The following is a 20,166-nucleotide window of genomic DNA, read 5'->3' as shown; positions in this document are numbered from 1 at the left end:
CACCCACCCCTCCCCCGCCGACCACTCCCCCACCGTCCGGTGACTGCCGCGTCGCGTACACGGTCAACGCCTGGAACAGCGGTCTCACCGCGTCGGTCTCGCTGACCAACACCAGCAGCACGCCGGTCAACGGCTGGGCCCTGACGTTCACGCTGCCCGGTGGGCAGACCATCACCAGTGGCTGGAACGCCAGCTACTCCCCGTCCAGTGGAGCGGTCACCGCCCGCAACGTCTCCTACAACGCGACGATCGCGCCGAACACGTCGGTCGACATCGGCTTCCAGGCAACCCACACGGGCAGCACCGGCCGACCGTCAGCGTTCACCCTCAACGGCACCGCCTGCACGGTCGCCTGATCCCACCCGCGCGGTGCCGGGCCCCGGTGGCCCGGCACCGCCCCGGCATCCGCTCGTCGCGGACGTCCTTGGTCACGGCGCCAGCAGGCTGTGGACCGGAGCACACGCGCGGCAGGGCCAGACGCGCACCGTACCGTCGTCGTGGGTCGAGACGAGCCGCTCGCCGTCAGGGCTGAAGTCGACGGTCTCCACGGAAGCACCGAAGCCCTCGAACGTCACGGACTGCGCGGCCTCCGACGCGCGCCACAGCCGAGCGGTGCCGTCCTTGCCGGAACTGACCACCCATTGCCCGTCCGGGCTGAACGACACGTGCCAGACCGGACCCTCGTGTCCCCGCAGCGTCATCGGAGCGATGGCGTTCGTGACGGAGTGGATCTGCACTGTGCCGTCGAAACCGGCGCTGGCGACGCGTTGTCCGTCCGGGCTGAAAGCCACGGCCCAGACCAGTCCCTCGTGACCGGGGAGGAGCAGAGGTGCCGCCGTACCGAGGGCGTCCCAGATCCGTAGGGTGCCCTCCGCGCCAGCCGTGGCGACCTTCCTGCCGTCCGGACTGAAGGCGGCGTACCGGATCTCTTCGGCGACTCGGTGGACCACCGGGGCACTCTGGCCGGTGAGGTCCCAGATTCGCAGGCTCCTGTCGTTGCTGACGCTGGCCAGGCGACGGCCGTCAGGGCTGAAGTCGGCGGTCCACGCCTGCTTCTCGTGCCCGCGAAGCACCACCGGGTCATGTCTGCCGGCGAGGTCCCAGACTCGCACGCTGCCGTCGCGGCCGCCGGTAGCCACACTCGTCCCGTCCGGGCTCACCGTGAGACCGTAGACGTCGCCGTCGTGGCGGCCCAGCACCCGAGGCACGGCCGGTGTGGCCAGGTTCCAGACCTGTACCGTGCCGTCCTCGCCGCCGCTGACCACCCGCTGCCCGTCCGGGGTGAACGCGGCAGACCAGGTCGCCTTCGTGTGGCCCCGCAGAATCAGACGATCGCTGCCCGGGTCCCAGATCCGTAGCGTGCCATCATCGGCCGCGCTCACCAACCGGGATCCATCCGGACTGAACGCCAACGCCCAGACCCGGTTGGTGTGGCCGCGCAGCACCAACGGGTCACCGGCGCCGTTGGCGTTCCAGATCCGTACGGTCAGATCGTCACTGGTGGTCGCGATCCACCGCTCGTCCGGGCTCAGAGCGAGCCCTTCCACAGTGCCCTCATGCCCCCGCAGCACCACCGGAGCCGCCGGCCCGGTCAGCGGCCACACCCACGCCGTACCGTCGGCGCTGGAGCAGGCCAGGCGGGTGCCGTCCTGGCTGAACACCAATGTCCTGGTGGCCTCTCGTGGCCCGGTGAGGATCGTTCTGGTGGATCGCGTGGCCAGATCCCAGAGCCGTACCGTCGCGTCGTGGCCGCTGCTGGCCAACCGGCGCCCGTCCGGGCTGAAGGCCACACCGACCGCGACCTTCGTGTGCCCACGCAGCACCACCGGTCGGTCGACGCCGCGGGCATCCCAGACCCGGACCGTGGTGTCCTCGCCGGCACTGGCGACCAACCGTCCGTCGGGGCTGAAGGCCACTCCCCAGACCGGGCCCTCGTGCCCGCGCAGGACGATGGGCCCAGCGCTTCCATCGACCTGCCAGATCCGGACGGTGCCGTCCGAGCCGGCGGTGACCAGTCGCTTCCCGTCCGGGCTGAACATCGGACTCCAGACCTGCCCCTCGGACGCGCCGGTGAGAGCCCGGCCCGGTCCGGAGACGCCGTGCGCGGCCCAGGTCCACACCCGCACCTCGCCATCCGTCCCGGTGGCGGCCACCCGCCTTCCGTCCGGACTGAATGCCACGCCCAGGGCCTTCTTGCTGCTCATCGGCACAACCGCCTGCAGTCGGTCGTCGACAGCGGCCTGGCGGAGCACCATCTCCGCACCGACAGTCGGACGTGTGGTCAGAGCGCGTCTGGCGAGGCGCTGCGCCTGTTGCGGATCGATCTGCAGTTGGTTACTCGCCTCGACCGTCAGCTGCCGGGAGACAGCGAGGTCTCGTTCGGCGGCCGCTCGGTTCGCCTGCACCAGTGCCACCGCCGCGAGGACGCTCACCACGACAACGGTTGCTGCGAGCCCGGTCAATGCCACGCTGGTCCGCCGTCGTCGGGCCGTTCGGCGCCGGGCTTCTCGGGCGCGGCTGGTAGCCAGAAAGTCCCGTTCCAGGTCGCTGAGGTCCATCACCTGGTGGGCTCCCCAGAGCGCCAACTGGACCCCCCGGTACAGGAATCCGTCCACCCGGTCGTGCCGGTGCCACTCGGCGGCGGCCTCCGTCAGCCTGCGGTGAGAGCGCAACAGCTCCCGGTCCTCGGTCAGCCAGCGACGCAGCCGGGGCCACTCCTGGATCAGGGCCTCGTGGGTCACCATGACGCCCTTCTCGTCCGCCGTGACCAGCCGCGCGGCCGTCAACCTACCCAGCACCCCGGCTGCGGCCAACGGGTCGGCGCCACCCACCAACTCGGCGACTGGGGCCCGCCGTCGAGTGTCCTCGGTGCCGTCACCGAGGGCCGTCAGGCGCAGGAAGACGTACCGTGCCAGCCCTCGCTGCCCCTCGTCGAACTGCGCGTACACCCCTTCGGCGGTACGGGTGATGGCGCCGTTCACGCCACCCGACTCGCGGTAGTGGGCCAGTGTGATCCGCTTGCCCTGCCGCAGACGCGACGTCTCCAGAAGCGCGTGGGACAGCAGCGGTAGCGCACTCGTCTGACCGCCAACGTCCGCCACTGCCATCTCCACCAACGCCGGATCCACCAGCAACCCGGCGCGCTCGGCGGGGCCGGTGATCGTCCGCCGTAGGTCCTCGTCGTCCATCGGGCCGATCAACAACTGGTGCTCATGGAGAGCGGCCACCAGGGCCGGGTAGGCCGCGCACCGTCCATAGAAGTCGGCCCGCACTCCCAGCACCACGCGCACCCTGGAAACCTCCGCCGCGGCGAGCAGCGCGGCAATGAACCCCGACCGCTCCTCCTCGTCCCGGCAGAGCGTGAAGAGCTCCTCGAACTGGTCCACCACGATGAGCACGTTCGCGACCGATGGACGGGAATCGAGAATGTGCTCGATCGTCGCGCGGATGTTCGCCGGATCATCGGCCAACTGGCGCTGGACCGCGTCACGAGCCAGGTCCTGCTCATTCACGAGTTGGAACGCGAGCTCTTCGATTGGATGTTCGCCGGGCGTCATCAGCACCGTGGCCCAGGCCGGCTGACCCTTGACGGGATTCTCGGCCACTGTCGCTAACAGACCCGCCCGGAGCAGGGACGACTTGCCCGAGCCGGACGGGGCGAAAACCGCGACGAATCGTAGGCGGGTGAGCATTTCACACAGCTGGGCCACCATGCGCTCGCGTCCGAAGAACCATTCTGCGTCCTCCGGCTGGAACGCCGCCATTCCCCAGTACGGCCCGCGGCTGACCCCCGTCGTCTCGGCGGACGTCACGCTCGCGATCAGGCTGTGCCACCGTTCGGTCCATTCGGCCTGATCGCCGTCACAGGCGGCCACGTACGCCAGTGTCACCTGAAGGCTCGGCACGGTGTCGCCGCTGGCCGCCTTGGCCAGGGTGGTCACCGAGAAGTGCGCGCGCCTGGCCAGTTGGCGGTACGTCGGCGCGCCCGCCTTCGTTCGCAGCTGGCGCAGGTCGAGCGCGAACCGCTCCAGCTCGCCTGCCTGCGGGTCGAGCGGCCGCTCAGGTCGTCCCACGTTGTCCCCCGTCACAGAGTTGTTTGTCAGCCTGGCGACATGATTGGCAAACAATCCATTGGCGACTATATCTAGTTCCGTGGACGCCGATCGACGAGTGTCGGGTAGCAGCCACAGCATGGCTAGACGTGCGGCCACGTTCGACAGCCCAACACGATCGGCGGGACGAAGGATGGGTGATAGGGACGCATGACACACGCCAGAAGCGGCATCGACGCAATCACTCGCAGCACTGATGACCGCCCTGGGATCGGGGGGTGTCATGCGATCCCTGAATAAGCGAGGGGGTATTCGATAACGAGTTCCTATCGAGGCGCCGTCGATCTGCCGGCCAGCGCAAGGAGCAAGACCAGCCTCGTCCGCGTCGACTGTTAGTACCAGCGCCGTTCAGTTAGGCGTGGGCGGAGCTAGTCAAAGGGTGTGTTGATCAGGAAGCGAGATGCGGGGTTTCAATATCGAGGTTTGTCACTCCAAGTCGACCTGAACCAGGAACCTCGCTCGGAGCGAAGAACCTCGCGGTGCACTCAACAACAACAATCTACGGGGAAAGGAATGACAATGATTCAGCGATCGGTGCGCGCCATCGCCTTAGCAATCGCAGCCTCGGCAGCTGTGGTCCTGTTCAACCCGAGCGCCGCCCTTGCCAGCTTCACGAACAGGATGATCATCAACGTCAACAGCGGCATCTGCATGGCCGTGGCGGGCGGGAGCACGTCCAACAATGCTGGAATTGTCCAATACACCTGCGATGGACTCGACCGAAGCCGGTGGACTAGCATCAGTTCGACCGTTACCGGCTACGTGCGGATCCAGAACCTCAACAGCGGAAAATGCCTGTCGCCCGCCGGCGGCAGTCCCGTCTTAGGGGTCAGAATCGTGCAATACAACTGCGATTCCGACGTCTCGAGACTCTGGAAGATCGTGCCCAGCGGATCGTATTACAAGCTCCAGAACGGCCACAGCCTACTATGCATCACCGTCGATGGCGGGAGCGGCAGCCGCAATGCCCCGGTCGTCCAGTACGCCTGCGACAACCACAATGCCCGCAAGTGGGAAACGTGGTGAATGGAACCAACACTAGTACCAACCTCCTCAGCGTCCGACCGCGTTAATCCTCTGCTGGCCCTAACTGAACGGCATTGCTGCTAGTACGGGGCGGCGACGGGACCCGTCGCCGCCCCTCAGCCTGCGGAGGCGCTCAGGAGGCGGTGCAGGAAGGCGCCACCGGCCTCACTGCTCCACGGCGCGGTAGAGCCGGCTCACGGTCTCGGCCACGCAGACGGGCTTGCCGCCGCTGTCGCTGTCCACTGTGACAGTCACGACCAACTGCACACCGCCGCTCACCGGCGACACGTCGGCGATGGTGGCGGTGGCGCGCACGGCGGCGCCGACCCGGAGCGGCGCGGGGAAACGCACCCGGTTCAGCCCGTAGTTGACCCCCATCGTCACCCCCTCGACCCGGTAGAGCCCGCCCGCCAACGCGGGCAACAGCGACAGGGTGAGGTACCCGTGCGCGATCGTCCCGCCGAACGGCCCCGCCGCGGCACGGACCGGGTCGAGGTGGATCCACTGGTGGTCGTCGGTGGCGTCGGCGAAGAGGTCGACGCGGCTCTGCTCGATGCGCTGCCACGGGCCGGGTCCGAGGCTCTCGCCGGTGGCGGCGGCCAACTCCTCGAACGAGGTGAACACTCTCATGCCAGGTCTCCCTACAGCTAGAAGGCGTTGACGCCGGTGAGCGCGCGTCCGATGAGGAGTTGCTGGATCTGACTGGTGCCCTCGTAGAGCGTGGCCACCCGGGCGTCGCGCAGGTACTTGCCGACCGGGTACTCGTCGATGTAGCCGTACCCACCGAACACCTGGACCGCGTTGTTGGCCGCGCGGACGGCGGCCTCGCTGGCGAAGAGCTTGGCCATCGACGCCTCGGTGGCGAACGGCTGGTCGCGGTCGATCAGGTCGGCCACCTGCCACACCAGCAGCCGGGCGGCGGCGGTGTCCACCGCGATGGCGGCGAGCAGTTGTTGGACGAGCTGGTGCCCGGCGATCGGCTTGCCGAACTGGGTCCGCTGCCCGGCGTAGCCGACCGCCGCGTCGAGGCAGCCCTGGGCGATGCCGACACACCCGGCGGCCACCGACATCCGGCCCTTGGCGAGGGTGGCCAGGGCCAGCCGGAACCCGGCGCCCTCGGCGCCGAGGCGGGCCGTGTCGGGCACGCGTACCTCGTCGAAGCCCAGCTCGCCGGTGGCCTGGCCGCGCAGGCCGAGCTTGCCGTGGATCTCCCGGCGGGTCAGCCCCGGGCTGTCGGTGGGCACCAGGAACGCGCTGATTCCTCGGTGCCCGGGGCCGCCGGTGCGGCCGAAGACCAGCGCGACGTCGGCGGTGGTGCCGTTGGTGATGAACGTCTTCGTGCCGGTGAGCAGCCAGTCGGTGCCGTCGCGGACCGCACGTGTGCGCAGTGCCGCCGCGTCGGAGCCGCTGTCCGGCTCGGTCAGCGCGAAGCAACCGAGCGCGCTGCCGGCGCAGAGCTTCGGTAGCCACTCGGCCCGCTGTTCCGCGCTCCCGTGCGCGGCGATCGACTTGGCGACCAGGCCGAGGGAGACCGAGACGATGCCGCGCACCGCGGAGTCGCCCCGGCCGAGCTCTTCCAGGACCAGGCAGTACGCGAGGTGGTCACCGCCGGAACCCCCGTCGGCCTCGGCGATGGTCAGTCCCAGGAAGCCCAGGTCCCCGAGCGTGCCGACGATGGCGGGGTCGACCGATTCGCGGCGATCCCAGGCGGCCGCGTGCGGCAGCAGCTCACGGTCGGCGAACTCGGCGGCCAGCTGGCGGACCGCCGTCTGCTCGGCGGAGAGGGTGAGGTCCATGACGCTCAAACTAGCGGTGATAGTTTAACGCGTCCAGGCCGGACGGTCACCGGTCCGAGGCCAGACCGACCTGCCGTTCGGCGGTGAACGCGCGGGCCAGCTCGGTACGCGAACGGATGCCCAGCCGGTGGAACACGTTGCGCAGGTGGTGGTCGACAGTACGGGTGGAGAGGAACATCCGGGCCGCGATCTCCCGGTTGGTGGCGCCCTCGGCGACCAGCTCGGCGATCCGCAGTTGCTGGCCGGTCAGCAGCCGCGCAGCGGGCAGGTCCGGCGGACCGATCGACTCGCCGGCCGCCCGCAGCTCCGTGGTGGCCTGCTCGGCCCAGCACTCCACCCCGAGCAGGCTGAACATCTCGCGGGCCTGGTGCAGGTGAGTCCGCGCGTCGCGAGGGCGTCGACTGCGGCGCAGCTCCTGACCGAAGAGCAGTTCCGTGCGGGCCCGCTCGAACGTGCCGGCCTCCGTCGGGTGCAGGCGCAGCGCCGCCTGGAAATGCCGTTCCGCCTCGGCACCGCCCCGAGGGGCGAGCAGCGCGTGGCACCGCGCGGAGAGGGCTCGGCGCAGCGGGCTCGCGGTGCTGCTGGCCCACCTGTCGTATGCGGCGAGCGCGGCCGTCGCCGCCGGTCGGTGCGCCAGGTGCGCCGCGGCCTCCACCAGGTACGGGGTGGCCATCACCTGCACGAGGACCTGACCTCGACCGGTGCCGAGCCGGGCCAGCGACGCCAGCCGGTCGGCGGCCTCGGCGTGCCGGCCGTCGACCAGGTCGAGCACCGCCAGGGCCCACGCGGCGAGCGCGTGCGGACGGCTGCCCGGCGTCGGCGACTCGCCGATCTCGCGGATCCGCCGCAGGCTGGTGTCCCGGTCGGCCCGGATCGCGGCGAGGACGGCGAGCATGCCCAGATGGACGTTGGCGCAGTTGACCTGGCCGCTGGCACGGGCGACGCGCAGCCCGTCGCGGGAGGTTTCCGCCGCCGTCTCGTGCCGACCCAGCCAGTACTCGGCGACCGCCCGCAGCTCCAATGCCCGCGACAGCATGGACACCTCGCCCCGTTCCCGGGCCAGCTCGACGGCGCGCTCGGCGAGCCGGTGGGCCGCGCCGTCCACGGCCACCAGCAGTCCGGCCGCCGCGGCACAGCTGAGCGCGGTGGGGGTCAACGCCCAACCGGTCAGCCGGCCGCCCAGCACCACGGCGCGGCGCAGCGCGGGCCCGGCTCGCTCGTGGTCGCCCCGCAGGGTCGCCGCCACCCCGGCGATCAGGCAGCCCATGACCTCCAGGGCCGGAGGGTCGTTCGGACGCCGCAACGCCAGCGCCCGGCGGCCGACCTCGGCGTACCGGTACTGGTCGCCGGCGAAGCAGACCGCCTCGCCGGCCCGCACCAGCCCGGTCAACGCCAGGGCGCGGTCGGTGCCGTCCACCGCCGCGGCGGCGGCCAGCAGCGTGGCTGACGCGCTCGACGCGGCACCGCAGCGCAGCTCCAGCTCACCGCGGAGCAGGTCGGCGCGCGCTCGGACGGTCGGGTCGGCGCAGACCATGCGGAGGCGGTCGAGCAGCAGCCGGGCCGCGTCGGGTTGTCCGCCGGCCCAGGCGTAGCGGGCAGCGGTCAACAGGCGGGCGGTTGTCAGCTTCGGATGATCGCTCAGCTCGGCGGCCCACCGCAGGGCCACCGAGGCCGCGGCCCACCCGTCCGATCCGCCGACCGCCGCCTGTTCCAGCTCGGCGGCGAGCACCGGATCGGCACCCGCCGTCGCGGCGGCGAGGTGCATCGCCCGGCGGAGCCGCTGCCCGTCCGCGACCAGCACCTCGGCGAGCAGGCGGTGGGCCGCGCGGCGCTCCGCGAGCGGCGCGCTGGCCGCGATCATCGCGCGCACCAGCGGCTGCGGAAAGGTGACACCTCGTTGGTCGACGCGGACCAGGCCGGCGACCTCCGCCGGAGCGAGCGCCTCGACCTCGGCGCCGGCGGCCGCGGCGGCCCGGATCACTGTGACCGGCTCGCCGTCCTCGTCGAGCGCGGCGAGCAGCAGCACCCGTCGGGTCTCCGCTGGCAGGCGGTCCAGCCGGGCGCGGTACGCGCGACCCAGCGCTCCATCCGCCGGTGGCGCGGCGGGCAGCGACTCCTCCCCCCGCCACTGCCCCGCGCTGAGCGCCTCGGCGAGGTCCACCAGGGCCTGCGGGTTGCCGCCGCCGATCATGGCCAACGCGGTCAGGGCCGACGCGGCGGGCCGCTCGGGGAGCCGGTCGACGCCCTCGCGCCCGGTCAGCCGACGGAGGCGGTCGGTGAGGACGGCGCTGCTCTCCTGCTCGGTCAGCGCGCGCAGTCGGTGTGCCGGTATCCCGTCGAGGTTGGCGGTGATGTCGGCGGTGAGCAGGACGGCGAGCGGCAGGTGCCGCAGTCGGCGGGCCACGAACGCCAGCACCTGGGCGGTCTGCGGGTCACCTCGGTCGACGTCGTCCATGGTGGCGAGCAACGGCCGGTCCCGGGCGGCGGCGGCGAGCAGCCCGAGCACCGCCATCGACAGCGTCAGTTGCCGGTCGGCGGGGCAGCTCTCCCCGGCCAGCGCTCGCCGCAGCAGCTGGCGCTGCTCGTTGGGCAGGGCTGCGGCCCGGTCGAGCACGGGGTCGACCAGACGTTGCAGGCCGGCGTACGGAAGGGCGGCCTCCTCGGCGAGGCCGCTGCCGGCGAGCACGGTGCAGCCCTCGGCGTGCCGATGGGCGTAGCCGACAAGCGCCGTCCGGCCCGATCCGGGCTCTCCGCGCACCAGTAGGGCACCGCCGGCGTTGGTCATGCCGTCGAGCAGGCTCTGGACAGCCCGGCACTCGTCGTCCCGGCCACGCAGTACGGTTAGTTGCACTCTTGATGCAGTAACCATGTCTGCCAGTGTTACCCATCGGAAACCGAATGGAAAGAGGGGGCGATATCGGGCCGGGCCGGCCGGACTCAGTCGGGCGCGACCTCGGCCAGCAGGGCGCCCACGGTCCGGGCCATCACCGCGCGGGCCTGGTCCACGCCCAGACCGAGCCCGTAGCGCAACATCGACCAGGCCTGCCACGTGCTCGCCGCCACCAGGGCGTTGAGCAACTGCTCCCGCCCAGGATCAGCCTCGGCCAGCTCGACGGCGAAGAGCTCGTCGACCTCGTCACGGACCCGCTCGATGTGCTTGAGACGGTTGCGGTGCAGTTGCTCGGAGACCGGCTCACGCATCTGGGCGGCCCGCGCCGACGGTGCGATGAGCTGGAGCAGCCGAGCCCGCTGCCGGCAGTACGCGTCGACCCGCTTCGCCAACGGCAGCCCGGGTGAGATCGGCCGGTGGGCGGCGTCCTGCTGGCGGAGCACCTCCGCGCCGCTCGCCTCGAAGAGCGTCTCCATGTCCTTGAAGTTGGTCCAGAGGGTGCGCAGCGAGATGCCGGCCCGTTCGGCGATGCGTTCCCCGGTCGGGCGGAGGTCGCCTTCGGAGATGAGTGCGAGGTGTGCCTCGACGATGGCCGCCCGGGTCCGTTCGGCGCGGGCGGTGCGCCCGTCGACCCGGCCCACCACATCGACCCCGTCCATCCGCCCCCGCCCCTTCACCGTCATGGCGTCCCCCGACGCACCGCCGAGTCTAGACAGGCGCTGATCAGCGTTCCCGGACGCTCCGCCGACGCCGCCATCCGGTCCGGCCGGTCAGCGAGGAGCCGCCGTCGCAGGGGATCGGCCAGGTGGTGTCGTCGGGTGACAGGACGGGCCGAATATGCAGTCACGGTGCAGATAGTATGAGCGCTGATCGGTGTCGGTCAACGCCTCGGACGATTGGTCGGCAGGCCGCGCCGACAGCACACGCGCAGCCGTCCGACCGGGCGGGGTCAGGGGGGACCTCGCGCGGTCGGACGTCGGGGGACGGGACCTCAGGAGGCGGTCGGCACCCCGTTCGCCGGCGGCGCGGCCGGGGTGGCGGTGTACTCGTTGACCGACCCGTCCGCCTCGTCGGTCTCGTACGCCGGCCCGAAGTAGCTCTGCACTCCCCCGGTCACCCGGCTCAACCGCTGGCCGCCGTACCCGGAGTGGTCAGTGGCGGAGAAGCGCAGCGGCACCAGCCCGGGGCCCTGGAAGCCGCCCTTCTGCACGGCGTCCAGCACCTTCTCCCGGGTGACGTCCTTGCCGGCGGCGAGCAGCGTCTGCACGAAGAGGTAGCCGACCGACATGCCGTAGACGGTGTTGCCGTCGAACGGCGCGTCCCCGTTGTGCTCCTTGTTGACCTTCGTGAAGAGCTGGATCCACGGGTTCGCGGTGTCGTTCTGCATCGGCAGGTAGTTCGTGCCGACCATGCCCTCCAGCAGCGGCGCGGCGGCGCCGAGCTGCTTGGCCAGCGTCGGGTGGTCGGCGCCGACGTTGGAGACCAGCCACTGCGGCTTGAAGCCCAGCCGCGCCGCGGTGCCGACGGAGAGCGCGGTGAAGCCGGGCACCGTGGCGAGCACGACGACCTGGCAGCCGGCCGCCTTGAACGCGCCGATCTGCGGCGCCACGTTGGTGTTGCTGGTGACGTACGTCTGCTTGGCCGCGACGGCACCGGCGCCGAGCACCTTCTCCACGCCGGCCAGGCTGTCCCGGCCGAAGTCGTCGTCCTGACCGAGGAAGCAGACCTTCTGCCCAGCCAGGTTCGCCTTCGCGTAGTTGGCGAGGATCTTGCCCTCGACCGTGTAGTCCGGGTTGAACCCGAACGTGCCCGGATACTTGTCCGGTTGGTCCCAGCTGCGGCTGCCGGAGGCGACGAAGAGGTCGGGCACCCGGTTGCTCTTGAGGAAGTCCAGCACCCCGGTGTGCGTCGGCGTGCCCAGACCGTTGAGGACGGCGAAGACCTTGTCCTGCAGCACGAGCTGACGGACCACCTGCTGGGTGTTCGCCGGGTTGTAGCCGTCGTCCATGATCTTGTAGGTGATCTTCCGGCCGTGCACCCCGCCGTTGGCGTTGACGTAGTCGAAGTACGCCTTCGTCGCCGGTGCGATCTTGGAGTAGCCGGCCGAGGCCGGCCCGGTCAGCGGCATGTGGGTGCCGACGACGATCTCGGTGTCGGTGACGCCCGGCACCGACGCCCCGCCGGAGCCGGGGCCGTCGTCGCCGCTACAGCCGGCGGCGGTGATGAGCAGGGCAAGGGTGCTGGCGATCGCGAGGCCGCGTTGCGCTTTACGGTGCATGGGAACACCGACCTTTCTCGGTCCGGTTGTCTGTGGGAACGGTGTGGTGGTGGGGCGCCCGGCCGAGGCCGGACCGAGGACAGCTCAGGAACGCCGGGTCGGCCGCCTGGCCAGCAACGCCCGGCCGAGACGCGACAGCAGACCCTGCACACCGCCGGGGGCGGCGATCATGACGACGATCAGGGTGAGTCCGAAGATCGCCAGGGGGAGGTTGCCCTCCAGCCGCTGCGCCACCGCCGGCGAGAGCGTGAGCGTGTCGGTCAGCGAGTGGGTGAGATCGGGCAGGGCGACCAGCAGGACGGCCCCCCACAACGCGCCGGTCAGTCGACCCAGGCCACCGATCACCACGGCCATCAGCAGGAACAGCGACAGGGTCAGCGAGAACGCCCCGGGTGACACGCTCTGCGCGAGCACCGCCAGCAACGCGCCGCCGAGCCCGGCGGTGGCGGCGCTGACCACGAACGCGAGGACCTGGGTGCGGGCCACGTGGATGCCCGCGAGGCGAGCCGCCACCTCGTCGTCGCGGACCGCCCGGAAGGTGCGCCCGTACCGGCTGCGGATCAGGTTCGCCAACAGCAGCAACGCGAGCAGGGTGGCCGCGCCGGTGACCCAGAGCTGCCACCGCTCGTACGGGAAGTACGGGCCGAGCGACAGCGGCGGCGGCTCCACCGGCACCGACAACCCCTGCTCGCCGTTGAACACGCCGTCGAAGGTGACGGCCAGCGCCGGCACCACCACGGCCACCGCGAGGGTCACCCCGGCCAGGTAGGGACCGCGCAGCCGGGCCGCCGCCACACCGACCACCGCGCCGACCGCGACAGTGCTGACGATCGCCACGCCCAGCGAGAGCGGCAACAGCCAACCGCCGGTCATCCCCCGGTCGGCGAACGCGGTCTGGCACAGTGCCACGGTGTACGCCCCGGTCGCCATCAACGCGCCGTGCCCGAGCGACAGTTGACCGTTGAGCCCGGTGAGGACGGTCAGCCCGGCGGTCGCGCAGAGGTAGGCGGCCACGGTGGCGAGCTGGAAGTTGCGGAACGGCTCGATGGCGTAGCTGACCGCCACCAGCAGCAACCCGGCGGCCAACACCACGGCGAGGTGACGCAGCAGTGTGGAGCCGCGTCGCCGGTCGACAGGTCGGCCGCCCGGGTCGTCGAGCCGGTGTCTCGGCGGCAGGGCCGCCCTCGTGGCGCTCACACCCGCCTCGCCGCGACCGGGGCGAACAGCCCACCGGGCCGGACCAGCAGCACCGCCAGCAGCAGGACCAGCACCGCGAGCGGGGTGAGGTCACTGCCGGCGTAGCCGCTCACGTAGGAGAGCAGCAGCCCCACCACCAGACCGCCGACCACCGCCCCCGGTGGACTGTCCAACCCGCCGACCACCGCCGCCGTGAACGCCGAGACGAACACCAGGTCCATCGCGTGCGGGTGCAGGCCCAACTCGGTCGGCAGGACCAGCATGGCGGCCAGCGCGCCCACCCCGGAGGCGAGCGCCCAGCCGAGGGTCAGCATGCCACCGACGTTGACCCCGAGCAGCCGGGAGACCTCCGGAGCGAAGGCCGCCGCCCGCATCCGCAACCCCACCGGGGTACGCGCGAACATCCAGGCCAGGCCGCTGACCACCACCCCGATCGTGGCGAAGACGAACAGGTCGTACGGGGACAGCACGGCGACCCCGCCCACGGTCAGAGCGGACCGGCTGAACGGAGCCTCGGCGGGGCGGAACTCGCTGCCGTACACCATGCCCAACACGGCCTGGATCAGCAGCACCAGCCCGAGCGCGACGATCACCGGGTTGAGCGGTGAGGCGTGGTCGACGTGCCGCATCACCACGCGGTCCACAAGCGCGCCGAGCAGCAGACCGGCGACGATCGCGACCACGAAGCCCAGCCAGTACGAGCCGGTCGCGGTGCTGACCGTGTAGGCGACGTACGCGGCGGCGACGGCCATCGCCCCCTGGGCGAAGTTGACGACCCGCGCCGCCCGCCAGATGAGCACCAGGGCCAGCGCGAACGCGGCGTACACCGCGCCCCGGGACAGGCCGTCGACGGTGAGGAAGACGAAGCGGTCCAACAGTCCTCCCTCCGGGGGACGAGGTGGTGGTCAGAAACCGAGGTACGCGTGGCGCAGGTCGACGTCGTCGCGCAGCCGCGCCGCCGGGGCGGCGATCACCACCCGACCGAGGGACATCACGACGCCCTGGTCGGCGACGGCGAGCGCGCTGCGCACGTTCTGCTCGACCAGCAGGACGGTCAGGCCGGTGCGGTCACGCAGTTGGCGCAGCAGCGCCATGGTCCGGGCGACCACCCGTGGCGCCAGGCCGAGCGACGGCTCGTCCAGCAGCAGCAGACGGGGGCGGCCGACCAGGGCCCGACCGAGCGCGAGCATCTGCCGCTCACCGCCGGAGAGCTGGTGACCGAGGTGGCGGCGGCGTCGGGCCAGGGGCTCGAAGAGCTGGTAGACCTCGTCGAGCGCCCGCCGGGCGTCGGCCCGGTCGCGCCGCCACAACCCGCCCAGCCGCAGGTTCTCGTCGACAGTCAGCTCGCTGATCACGCCCCGCCCCTCCGGGACGTGCGCCATGCCGCGGCGGACGAGCTGCTCCACAGGCGTACCCCGGAGGTCCTCCCCGGACAGGAGGACCTGGCCGGCGGCCGGGCGGATCATGCCGGAGAGCGCACGCAGGAGGGTGGTCTTGCCGGCGCCGTTGGCGCCGACGACCGCGGCGATCGTGCCGGCCGGGACGGTGAGGTCGATGGCCCGCAGCACGGGCGCGGCGCCGTAACCGGCGACCAGCCCGCGCACGACGAGCAGGTCGGTCGCGGTCATGGGGACACCTCTTCCTCGACTGTGGCACCGAGGTACGCGTCGGTGACCGCGGGGTCGTCGCGGATCTCGTCCGGGGTTCCGGCGGCGATGACCCGGCCGAAGTCGAGCACCACGATCTCGTCGCAGACGGCCATCACCAGGTCCATGTGGTGCTCGACCAGGAGCACGGCGCAGCTGTCGGTGTCCCGCCGGGGCAGTTGCCGGACCAGCTCCGCCAGGGCGGCGATGTCGTCGGCGCCGAGGCCACCGGCCGGCTCGTCGAGCAGCAGCAGCCGGGGCCGGGCGGCGAGCGCGCGGGCCAGGGCGACCCGCTGGCGTACGGCGAAGGGCAGGGTGGTCGGCGCGGCCTCGGCGTGCTCGGCGATGCCCAACTCGTCGAGGATGGCCAGGGCGTCCCCGCGGAGCCGGCGCTCGTCGCGGTCGCTGGCCGGCAGCCCGAGCAGCGCCGGGACGAAGCCCGCACGCGCGGTGTGCGAAGCGCCGGTCATCACGTTCTCCAGCACGGTGAGCCCGGCGAAGAGCCCGGTGCCCTGCAGGGTCCGGGCGATGCCGAGCCGGGTCAGCCGGTGCGGCCGTGGCCGCAGCGGCCGGCCGTCGAGGGTGAGCGAACCCGTCTCCGGCGCGACGAAGCCGCAGATCACGTTGAACAGCGTGGTCTTGCCGGCGCCGTTGGGCCCGATGACGCCCACCACCCGGTTGGGTGGCACCCGCAGGGAGACGTCGTCGAGGGCGGTGAGGCCGCCGAAACGGACGCCGATGTGGTGCAGTTCGAGGCCGCGCTCCATCACCCATCCCTCTGTCGTGGCGGGTGTTTATTTACACTCGCAGTGTACGTTTCTCGGGTATGGCGTCAAGACCTTCAATGCCCCTTCACGCACGCGGACGGGGCGGCCGCCAGCGGCGACCGCCCCGTGACCGCCGTCAGGCGCTGGGACAGGTGTTGCGGTACTCCTCGATCTGCGAGCCGCTCGGGCCGGGGCAGAGGAACTGCTCGTAGCGGGTGTCGTCGTCGACGAACCGCTTCAACCAGGCCACCATCTGCCGCGCGGTCGGCGTGTTGGTGGTCTGCGGGAAGAAGTGGCTCGCCCCGTTCAGCTCCAGGTACGCCTTCTCGGCGGACGCCGGGATGCTGTTGTAGAAGGGCACCGAGTGCGAGGAGACCGGGGCGACGCTGTCGCTCTCCCCGCCGACGATCAGCGTGGGCACCCGCAGTTCGGACCAGCTCTTGTCCAGGTTCCACGGCGCGAGCGGCACCGCGGCCTGCAACGACGGCCGCGACGAGGCCGCCTCCAGGCTGCCCCCGCCACCCATTGAGTGACCGGCCACCGCGAGTCGACTGCTGTCGATCCGGGTCCGCACCGAGCTGCGCTCGGTGAGGTAGTCCAGCGCGGCGAGGAGCTGCCGACCCCGACTGGCCGGCTGATCCAGCCGACTGTTCGTCTCGATGCCGATCACCACGAAGCCGTGCGAGGCGATGCGCGGTCCGAGCCAGCTGATGCTGGACCAGGCGGCGGTGTAACCGGGCGAGATGGCGATGGCGCCGAAGGTGCCCTCGCTGGTGCTGGTCGGGTAGTAGATGACGCCGCCGCCGAAGCCGGTGACGCTCAGCGAGGAGACGCTCTGCGAGGACGTGGAGAACGGGCCGCGGCTGGCCTCCAGGATCGCTGTGGTCGGGGCGGGGCCCCGCTCGTACGGGCTCGCGGCCTGAGCGGCGCCGGACGATCCGGCCAGGACGCCGCCGGCGGCCAGGACGGCGGCCAGCGCGAGCCGGGTGGCACGGGCTGCGACGGAACGGGGACGGGTGGTGGTTGGTGAGGACACGTCGGGCACTCCCTAAAGTCGAGGGATATCGACGTGTGTCAGTTTTGGCTGTTCCGCCGATCCCGGCATCGGCGAAATCACCAGTCCCCGGGCAGGATGCCGAGCCGAGTTGCGTTTCGACCCTCTGACCAGGGGTAGCAGGGCAGGCGCCGTCCCGCACACGCGCCATGGAGAGGTTCATTCAGTGGATTCCAACAAGCCCGCCGAGGCGGTCAAGAACGCCGTGAAGACCGCCTCAGGAAAGATCGCCGACGCCCTCACCCCGGATGTCCCCGGTGCGCCGGGGAGCGCGCCACCGCCGGTTGAGGAGCCGACCACGCCGCACGACCCGCTGCCGCCGAAGCCGGAACAGGGGGCACCGCAGACGCGTACGCCGACCGGCGCGGAGACCGGCGCGCCAACGATCGCGAACGGTCAGCAGGGGGCCTACCTCACGACCGCGAACGGGGCGCGGCTGCGCGACACCGACCACTCGCTCAAGGCCGGCCCGCGCGGCCCGGTGCTCCTGCAGGACCACCACCTACGCGAGAAGATCACGCACTTCGACCACGAACGCATTCCGGAGCGCGTGGTGCACGCCCGGGGCGCCGGCGCGCACGGTGTGTTCACCGCGTACGGCACCGCCGAGGAGGTCACCAGGGCCGGCTTCCTCAAGAAGGGGCGCGAGACCGACGTCTTCGTCAGGTTCTCCACGGTGCTCGGTTCGCGGGGTTCGGCCGACACGGTCCGCGACACCCGTGGCTTCGCCACGAAGTTCTACACCGACGAGGGCACCTTCGACCTGGTCGGCAACAACATGCCGGTCTTCTTCATCCAGGACGCGATCAAGTTCCCGGACATCATCCACGCCGGCAAGCCGCACCCCGACCGGGAGATCCCGCAGGCGCAGAGCGCCCACGACACCTTCTGGGACTTCGTGTCGCTGCACACCGAGGCGCAGCACCACACCATCTGGAACATGTCCGACCGAGGCATTCCGCGTTCGTACCGGACGATGGAGGGCTTCGGCGTGCACACCTTCCGCCTCGTCAACGAGGCCGGGGAGACGGTGCTGGCCAAGTTCCACTGGAAGCCGAAGCTGGGCGTGCACTCGCTGACCTGGGAAGAAGCCCAGCTGCTCGGCGGCATGGACCCGGACTTCCACCGCCGCGACCTCTACGACGCCATCGAGGCCGGCGCGTACCCGGAGTGGGAGCTGGGCATCCAGGTCTTCCCGGACACTCCCGAGGAGACCTTCGCCGGCATCGACCTGCTGGACCCGACGAAGATCGTGCCGGAGGAGCTGGCCGAGGTGCAGCCGATCGGAAAGCTGGTGCTCAACCGCACCCCGACGAACTTCTTCGCCGAGACCGAGCAGGTCGCCTTCCACCTCGGCCACCTGCCCCCGGGCATCGACGTCACGAACGACCCGCTGCTGCAGGGCCGGCTCTTCTCGTACGTCGACACGCAGCTCACCCGACTGGGCGGGCCCAACTTCACGCAGATCCCGATCAACCGCCCGCACGCCGCCGTGAACGACATGCTGCGCGACGGCTTCCACCAGCACGCCGTGCACGCGGGCGTGGCGCCGTACCGGCCGAACTCGCTCGACGGCGGCAACCCGTTCCCCGCCGGGGACGCCGAGCACGCCTTCGTCGACGTGCCGGTCACTGTCGCGCAGGCACCGAAGGTACGCGCGAACCCGGCCTCGTTCGACGACCACTACAGCCAGGTCCGGCTGTTCTGGCTGAGCATGTCGCCGGTCGAGAAGGAGCACATCATCCGGGCGTACACCTTCGAGCTGGGCAAGTGCTACCACCAGGCGATCAAGGAGCGTCAGCTGCAGAGCCTGGCCAACATCGACCCGGTGCTGTGCGAGCAGGTCGCCACCGGCCTGGGCCTGCCCGCGCCGCAGCCGACCACGCCCCTCGTCGACGTCACGCCCAGCCCGGCGCTGTCACAGGTCGGTCGGGAGTGGCCGAGTGACGGCCGCGTCGTCGGGATCGTCGTCGACCCCGACGGCGACCTGGACGGTGTCGACGAGGTCCGCCGGGCCGTGTTCGACGCCGGCATGGTGCCGCTGCTGATCGCCCCGCACGGCGGCATGGTGGGCGACCTGCCGGTGCAGCGCACCTTCGCCACCGGCCGGTCGGTCGAGTTCGACGCGATCCTGCTGACCGGAGCGCCGGCACCCGCACCGGATGCCCTGCCCGCCCGCGACGCCAAGGCGGGCAGTCCGGCCCCGGCAACCGTGGACCCCCGCGTGCTGCTGCTCGTCGAGGAGTCCTGGCGGCACGCCAAGGCGATCGGCGCCTGGGGCGCCGGCGTCACAGTGCTGGAGCAGGCCGGTGTGGCCGGCACCCCGGGCGTCGTGGCGGCGGGCTCCGGCGCCGAGGCGCTGACGGCGGTGCAGCAGTTGATGGCCGCGCACCGGGTCTGGGAACGGTTCCCCGCCTCCGTCGCCTGACCCGACCACGTACGAGGGCCGTCCTCCGTAGCACCAGGAGGGCGGCCCTCGTGGTGCTCGCGGTGGGATCAGCCGATGTCGGCCAACCGGGGCAGCACCTCGTCGCCGAGCCGCTGGGCGAACTCGACCGGGTGCCGATCCGGCGTCACCTGGACCTCGCTGACACCGAGCGCGGCGTACTCGGACACCTCGGCGAGGAACGCGTCGATGTCGTCCAGCGGAGGCTGGGCGGCGACCACCGTCTTCTCGATGGTGTCGTAGTCGCGGCCCTCGGCGGCGCAGTGCCCACGCAGCACGTCCAGCTTGCGCGCGACGTCGTCGATGCCGCCGCGGCCGAACAGGTTGCAGGCGTCGGCGTACCGGGCCACCAGCAACAGGGTCTTCTTCTCGCCACCGCCGCCGATCATGATGGGCGGGTGCGGGCGGCTCAACGGCTGCGGCGAGTTGATGGTCTCGGCGAGCTGGTAGTGCTTGCCGTTGAACGGGCCGTCGTCGGCGCTCCACATCTGGAGGCAGATGCGCAGCGTCTCCTCCAACCGCTCGAACCGCTCGGCCACCGGGACGACCGGCACACCCAGCCCGAGCTGCTCCCGCTCGTACCAGGAGGCGCCGATGCCGAGGCGGGCCCGACCGCCGGAGAGCACGTCGAGGGTCGTCACGGTCTTGGCGAGCAACCCCGGGTACCGGTACATCACACCGGTGACCAGCACGCCCAGCGTCATCCGCTGAGTCTTCGCCGCGACGTAGCCCAGCGTGGTGTAAGCCTCCAGCATCGGCTCCTCGGCCGCGAACACCGCGTCCATCTGGAAGAAGTGGTCCATCACCGTGAACGACGCGACGCCGGCCTGCTCGGCGCTGGTCGCCGTCTGCGCCAGGGTCGGTGCGATCCCGGTCGGGTCGGCCGGGGTCGAGTAGTTCCAGTAGTGCAGCCCGAGCTTCATGTTCGGCACCTCCGCAACGAGCCTAGTGCCG

Annotated in this window: 15 protein-coding genes; 3 read left to right on the top strand and 12 right to left on the bottom strand. The window is 71.3% G+C overall.

Annotation, left to right across the window (positions count from 1 at the left end; translation table 11 throughout):
* On the top strand, positions 1 to 356 hold a 356-nt coding region (locus KBX71_RS20210), incomplete at its 5' end, for a cellulose binding domain-containing protein (protein WP_210819561.1).
* A gap of 72 nt (positions 357 to 428) precedes the next feature.
* On the opposite strand, the gene KBX71_RS34615 is transcribed toward KBX71_RS20210, so the two are convergent.
* Positions 429 to 4,073, bottom strand: coding sequence for a hypothetical protein (locus KBX71_RS34615; RefSeq protein ID WP_210819560.1), 3,645 nt, complete (start codon positions 4,071 to 4,073; stop codon positions 429 to 431).
* A 558-nt stretch (positions 4,074 to 4,631) separates the two neighbouring features.
* On the opposite strand from KBX71_RS34615, the gene KBX71_RS20200 reads away from it, so the two are divergent.
* Positions 4,632 to 5,138 (top strand): RICIN domain-containing protein, encoded by a 507-nt coding sequence (locus KBX71_RS20200; protein ID WP_210819559.1) that lies wholly within the window; start codon positions 4,632 to 4,634, stop codon positions 5,136 to 5,138.
* 165 nt (positions 5,139 to 5,303) lie between these two features.
* On the opposite strand, the gene KBX71_RS20195 is transcribed toward KBX71_RS20200, so the two are convergent.
* From KBX71_RS20195 to KBX71_RS20150, 10 genes are all read right to left on the bottom strand, one after another.
* On the bottom strand, positions 5,304 to 5,768 hold the full coding sequence (locus KBX71_RS20195) for a MaoC family dehydratase (protein ID WP_210819558.1): 465 nt from the start codon (positions 5,766 to 5,768) through the stop codon (positions 5,304 to 5,306).
* A 17-nt stretch (positions 5,769 to 5,785) separates the two neighbouring features.
* Positions 5,786 to 6,934 (bottom strand): acyl-CoA dehydrogenase family protein, encoded by a 1,149-nt coding sequence (locus tag KBX71_RS20190; RefSeq protein ID WP_210819557.1) that lies wholly within the window; start codon positions 6,932 to 6,934, stop codon positions 5,786 to 5,788.
* 46 nt (positions 6,935 to 6,980) lie between these two features.
* Positions 6,981 to 9,803, bottom strand: coding sequence for an AAA family ATPase (locus tag KBX71_RS20185; RefSeq protein WP_210819556.1), 2,823 nt, complete (start codon positions 9,801 to 9,803; stop codon positions 6,981 to 6,983).
* 68 nt (positions 9,804 to 9,871) lie between these two features.
* Entirely contained in the window at positions 9,872 to 10,483 is a 612-nt protein-coding gene (locus tag KBX71_RS20180; protein WP_210819555.1) for a TetR/AcrR family transcriptional regulator, read from the bottom strand.
* 332 nt (positions 10,484 to 10,815) lie between these two features.
* On the bottom strand, positions 10,816 to 12,102 hold the full coding sequence (locus KBX71_RS20175; protein WP_210819554.1) for an ABC transporter substrate-binding protein: 1,287 nt from the start codon (positions 12,100 to 12,102) through the stop codon (positions 10,816 to 10,818).
* 84 nt (positions 12,103 to 12,186) lie between these two features.
* Complete coding sequence (locus tag KBX71_RS20170; protein WP_210819553.1) at positions 12,187 to 13,299, bottom strand: branched-chain amino acid ABC transporter permease; 1,113 nt, start codon at positions 13,297 to 13,299, stop codon at positions 12,187 to 12,189.
* Positions 13,296 to 14,174, bottom strand: coding sequence for a branched-chain amino acid ABC transporter permease (locus KBX71_RS20165; protein ID WP_091399163.1), 879 nt, complete (start codon positions 14,172 to 14,174; stop codon positions 13,296 to 13,298). Before KBX71_RS20165 ends, KBX71_RS20170 begins: the two co-directional genes overlap by 4 nt.
* 30 nt (positions 14,175 to 14,204) lie before the next feature.
* A complete protein-coding gene (locus KBX71_RS20160; protein WP_210819552.1) occupies positions 14,205 to 14,927 on the bottom strand; it encodes an ABC transporter ATP-binding protein in 723 nt (240 codons plus the stop codon).
* Entirely contained in the window at positions 14,924 to 15,712 is a 789-nt protein-coding gene (locus KBX71_RS20155; RefSeq protein WP_210819551.1) for an ABC transporter ATP-binding protein, read from the bottom strand. Before KBX71_RS20155 ends, KBX71_RS20160 begins: the two co-directional genes overlap by 4 nt.
* A gap of 136 nt (positions 15,713 to 15,848) precedes the next feature.
* Positions 15,849 to 16,748, bottom strand: a complete 900-nt coding sequence (locus KBX71_RS20150; RefSeq protein WP_210819550.1) for an alpha/beta hydrolase — start codon at positions 16,746 to 16,748, stop codon at positions 15,849 to 15,851.
* Between the two features lie 184 nt (positions 16,749 to 16,932).
* Between KBX71_RS20150 and KBX71_RS20145 the strand changes: the two genes are divergently transcribed.
* Positions 16,933 to 19,194, top strand: coding sequence for a catalase (locus KBX71_RS20145; RefSeq protein WP_210819549.1), 2,262 nt, complete (start codon positions 16,933 to 16,935; stop codon positions 19,192 to 19,194).
* 68 nt (positions 19,195 to 19,262) lie between these two features.
* Here KBX71_RS20145 and KBX71_RS20140 read toward each other — a convergent pair whose 3' ends face one another.
* Positions 19,263 to 20,135, bottom strand: a complete 873-nt coding sequence (locus KBX71_RS20140; protein ID WP_210819548.1) for an LLM class F420-dependent oxidoreductase — start codon at positions 20,133 to 20,135, stop codon at positions 19,263 to 19,265.
* Positions 20,136 to 20,166 lie beyond the last annotated feature (31 nt).

The sequence above is a fragment of the Micromonospora sp. D93 genome (genome assembly GCF_018070365.1).
Classification (GTDB): domain Bacteria; phylum Actinomycetota; class Actinomycetes; order Mycobacteriales; family Micromonosporaceae; genus Micromonospora; species Micromonospora ureilytica.
Note: the sequence above shows the minus strand (reverse complement) of the source record. Positions and strands in the feature narration are given on the sequence as shown.

Excerpts from the sequence above, each read along its gene's own strand:
- KBX71_RS20200 (WP_210819559.1), top strand. The coding sequence starts at position 4,632 with ATGATTCAGCGATCGGTGCGCGCCATCGCCTTAGCAATCGCAGCCTCG.
- KBX71_RS20175 (WP_210819554.1), bottom strand. The coding sequence starts at position 12,102 with ATGCACCGTAAAGCGCAACGCGGCCTCGCGATCGCCAGCACCCTTGCC.
- KBX71_RS20160 (WP_210819552.1), bottom strand. The coding sequence starts at position 14,927 with ATGACCGCGACCGACCTGCTCGTCGTGCGCGGGCTGGTCGCCGGTTAC.
- KBX71_RS20185 (WP_210819556.1), bottom strand. The coding sequence starts at position 9,803 with ATGGTTACTGCATCAAGAGTGCAACTAACCGTACTGCGTGGCCGGGAC.
- KBX71_RS20140 (WP_210819548.1), bottom strand. The coding sequence starts at position 20,135 with ATGAAGCTCGGGCTGCACTACTGGAACTACTCGACCCCGGCCGACCCG.
- KBX71_RS20190 (WP_210819557.1), bottom strand. The coding sequence starts at position 6,934 with ATGGACCTCACCCTCTCCGCCGAGCAGACGGCGGTCCGCCAGCTGGCC.
- KBX71_RS20195 (WP_210819558.1), bottom strand. The coding sequence starts at position 5,768 with ATGAGAGTGTTCACCTCGTTCGAGGAGTTGGCCGCCGCCACCGGCGAG.
- KBX71_RS20155 (WP_210819551.1), bottom strand. The coding sequence starts at position 15,712 with ATGGAGCGCGGCCTCGAACTGCACCACATCGGCGTCCGTTTCGGCGGC.
- KBX71_RS20180 (WP_210819555.1), bottom strand. The coding sequence starts at position 10,483 with ATGGACGGGGTCGATGTGGTGGGCCGGGTCGACGGGCGCACCGCCCGC.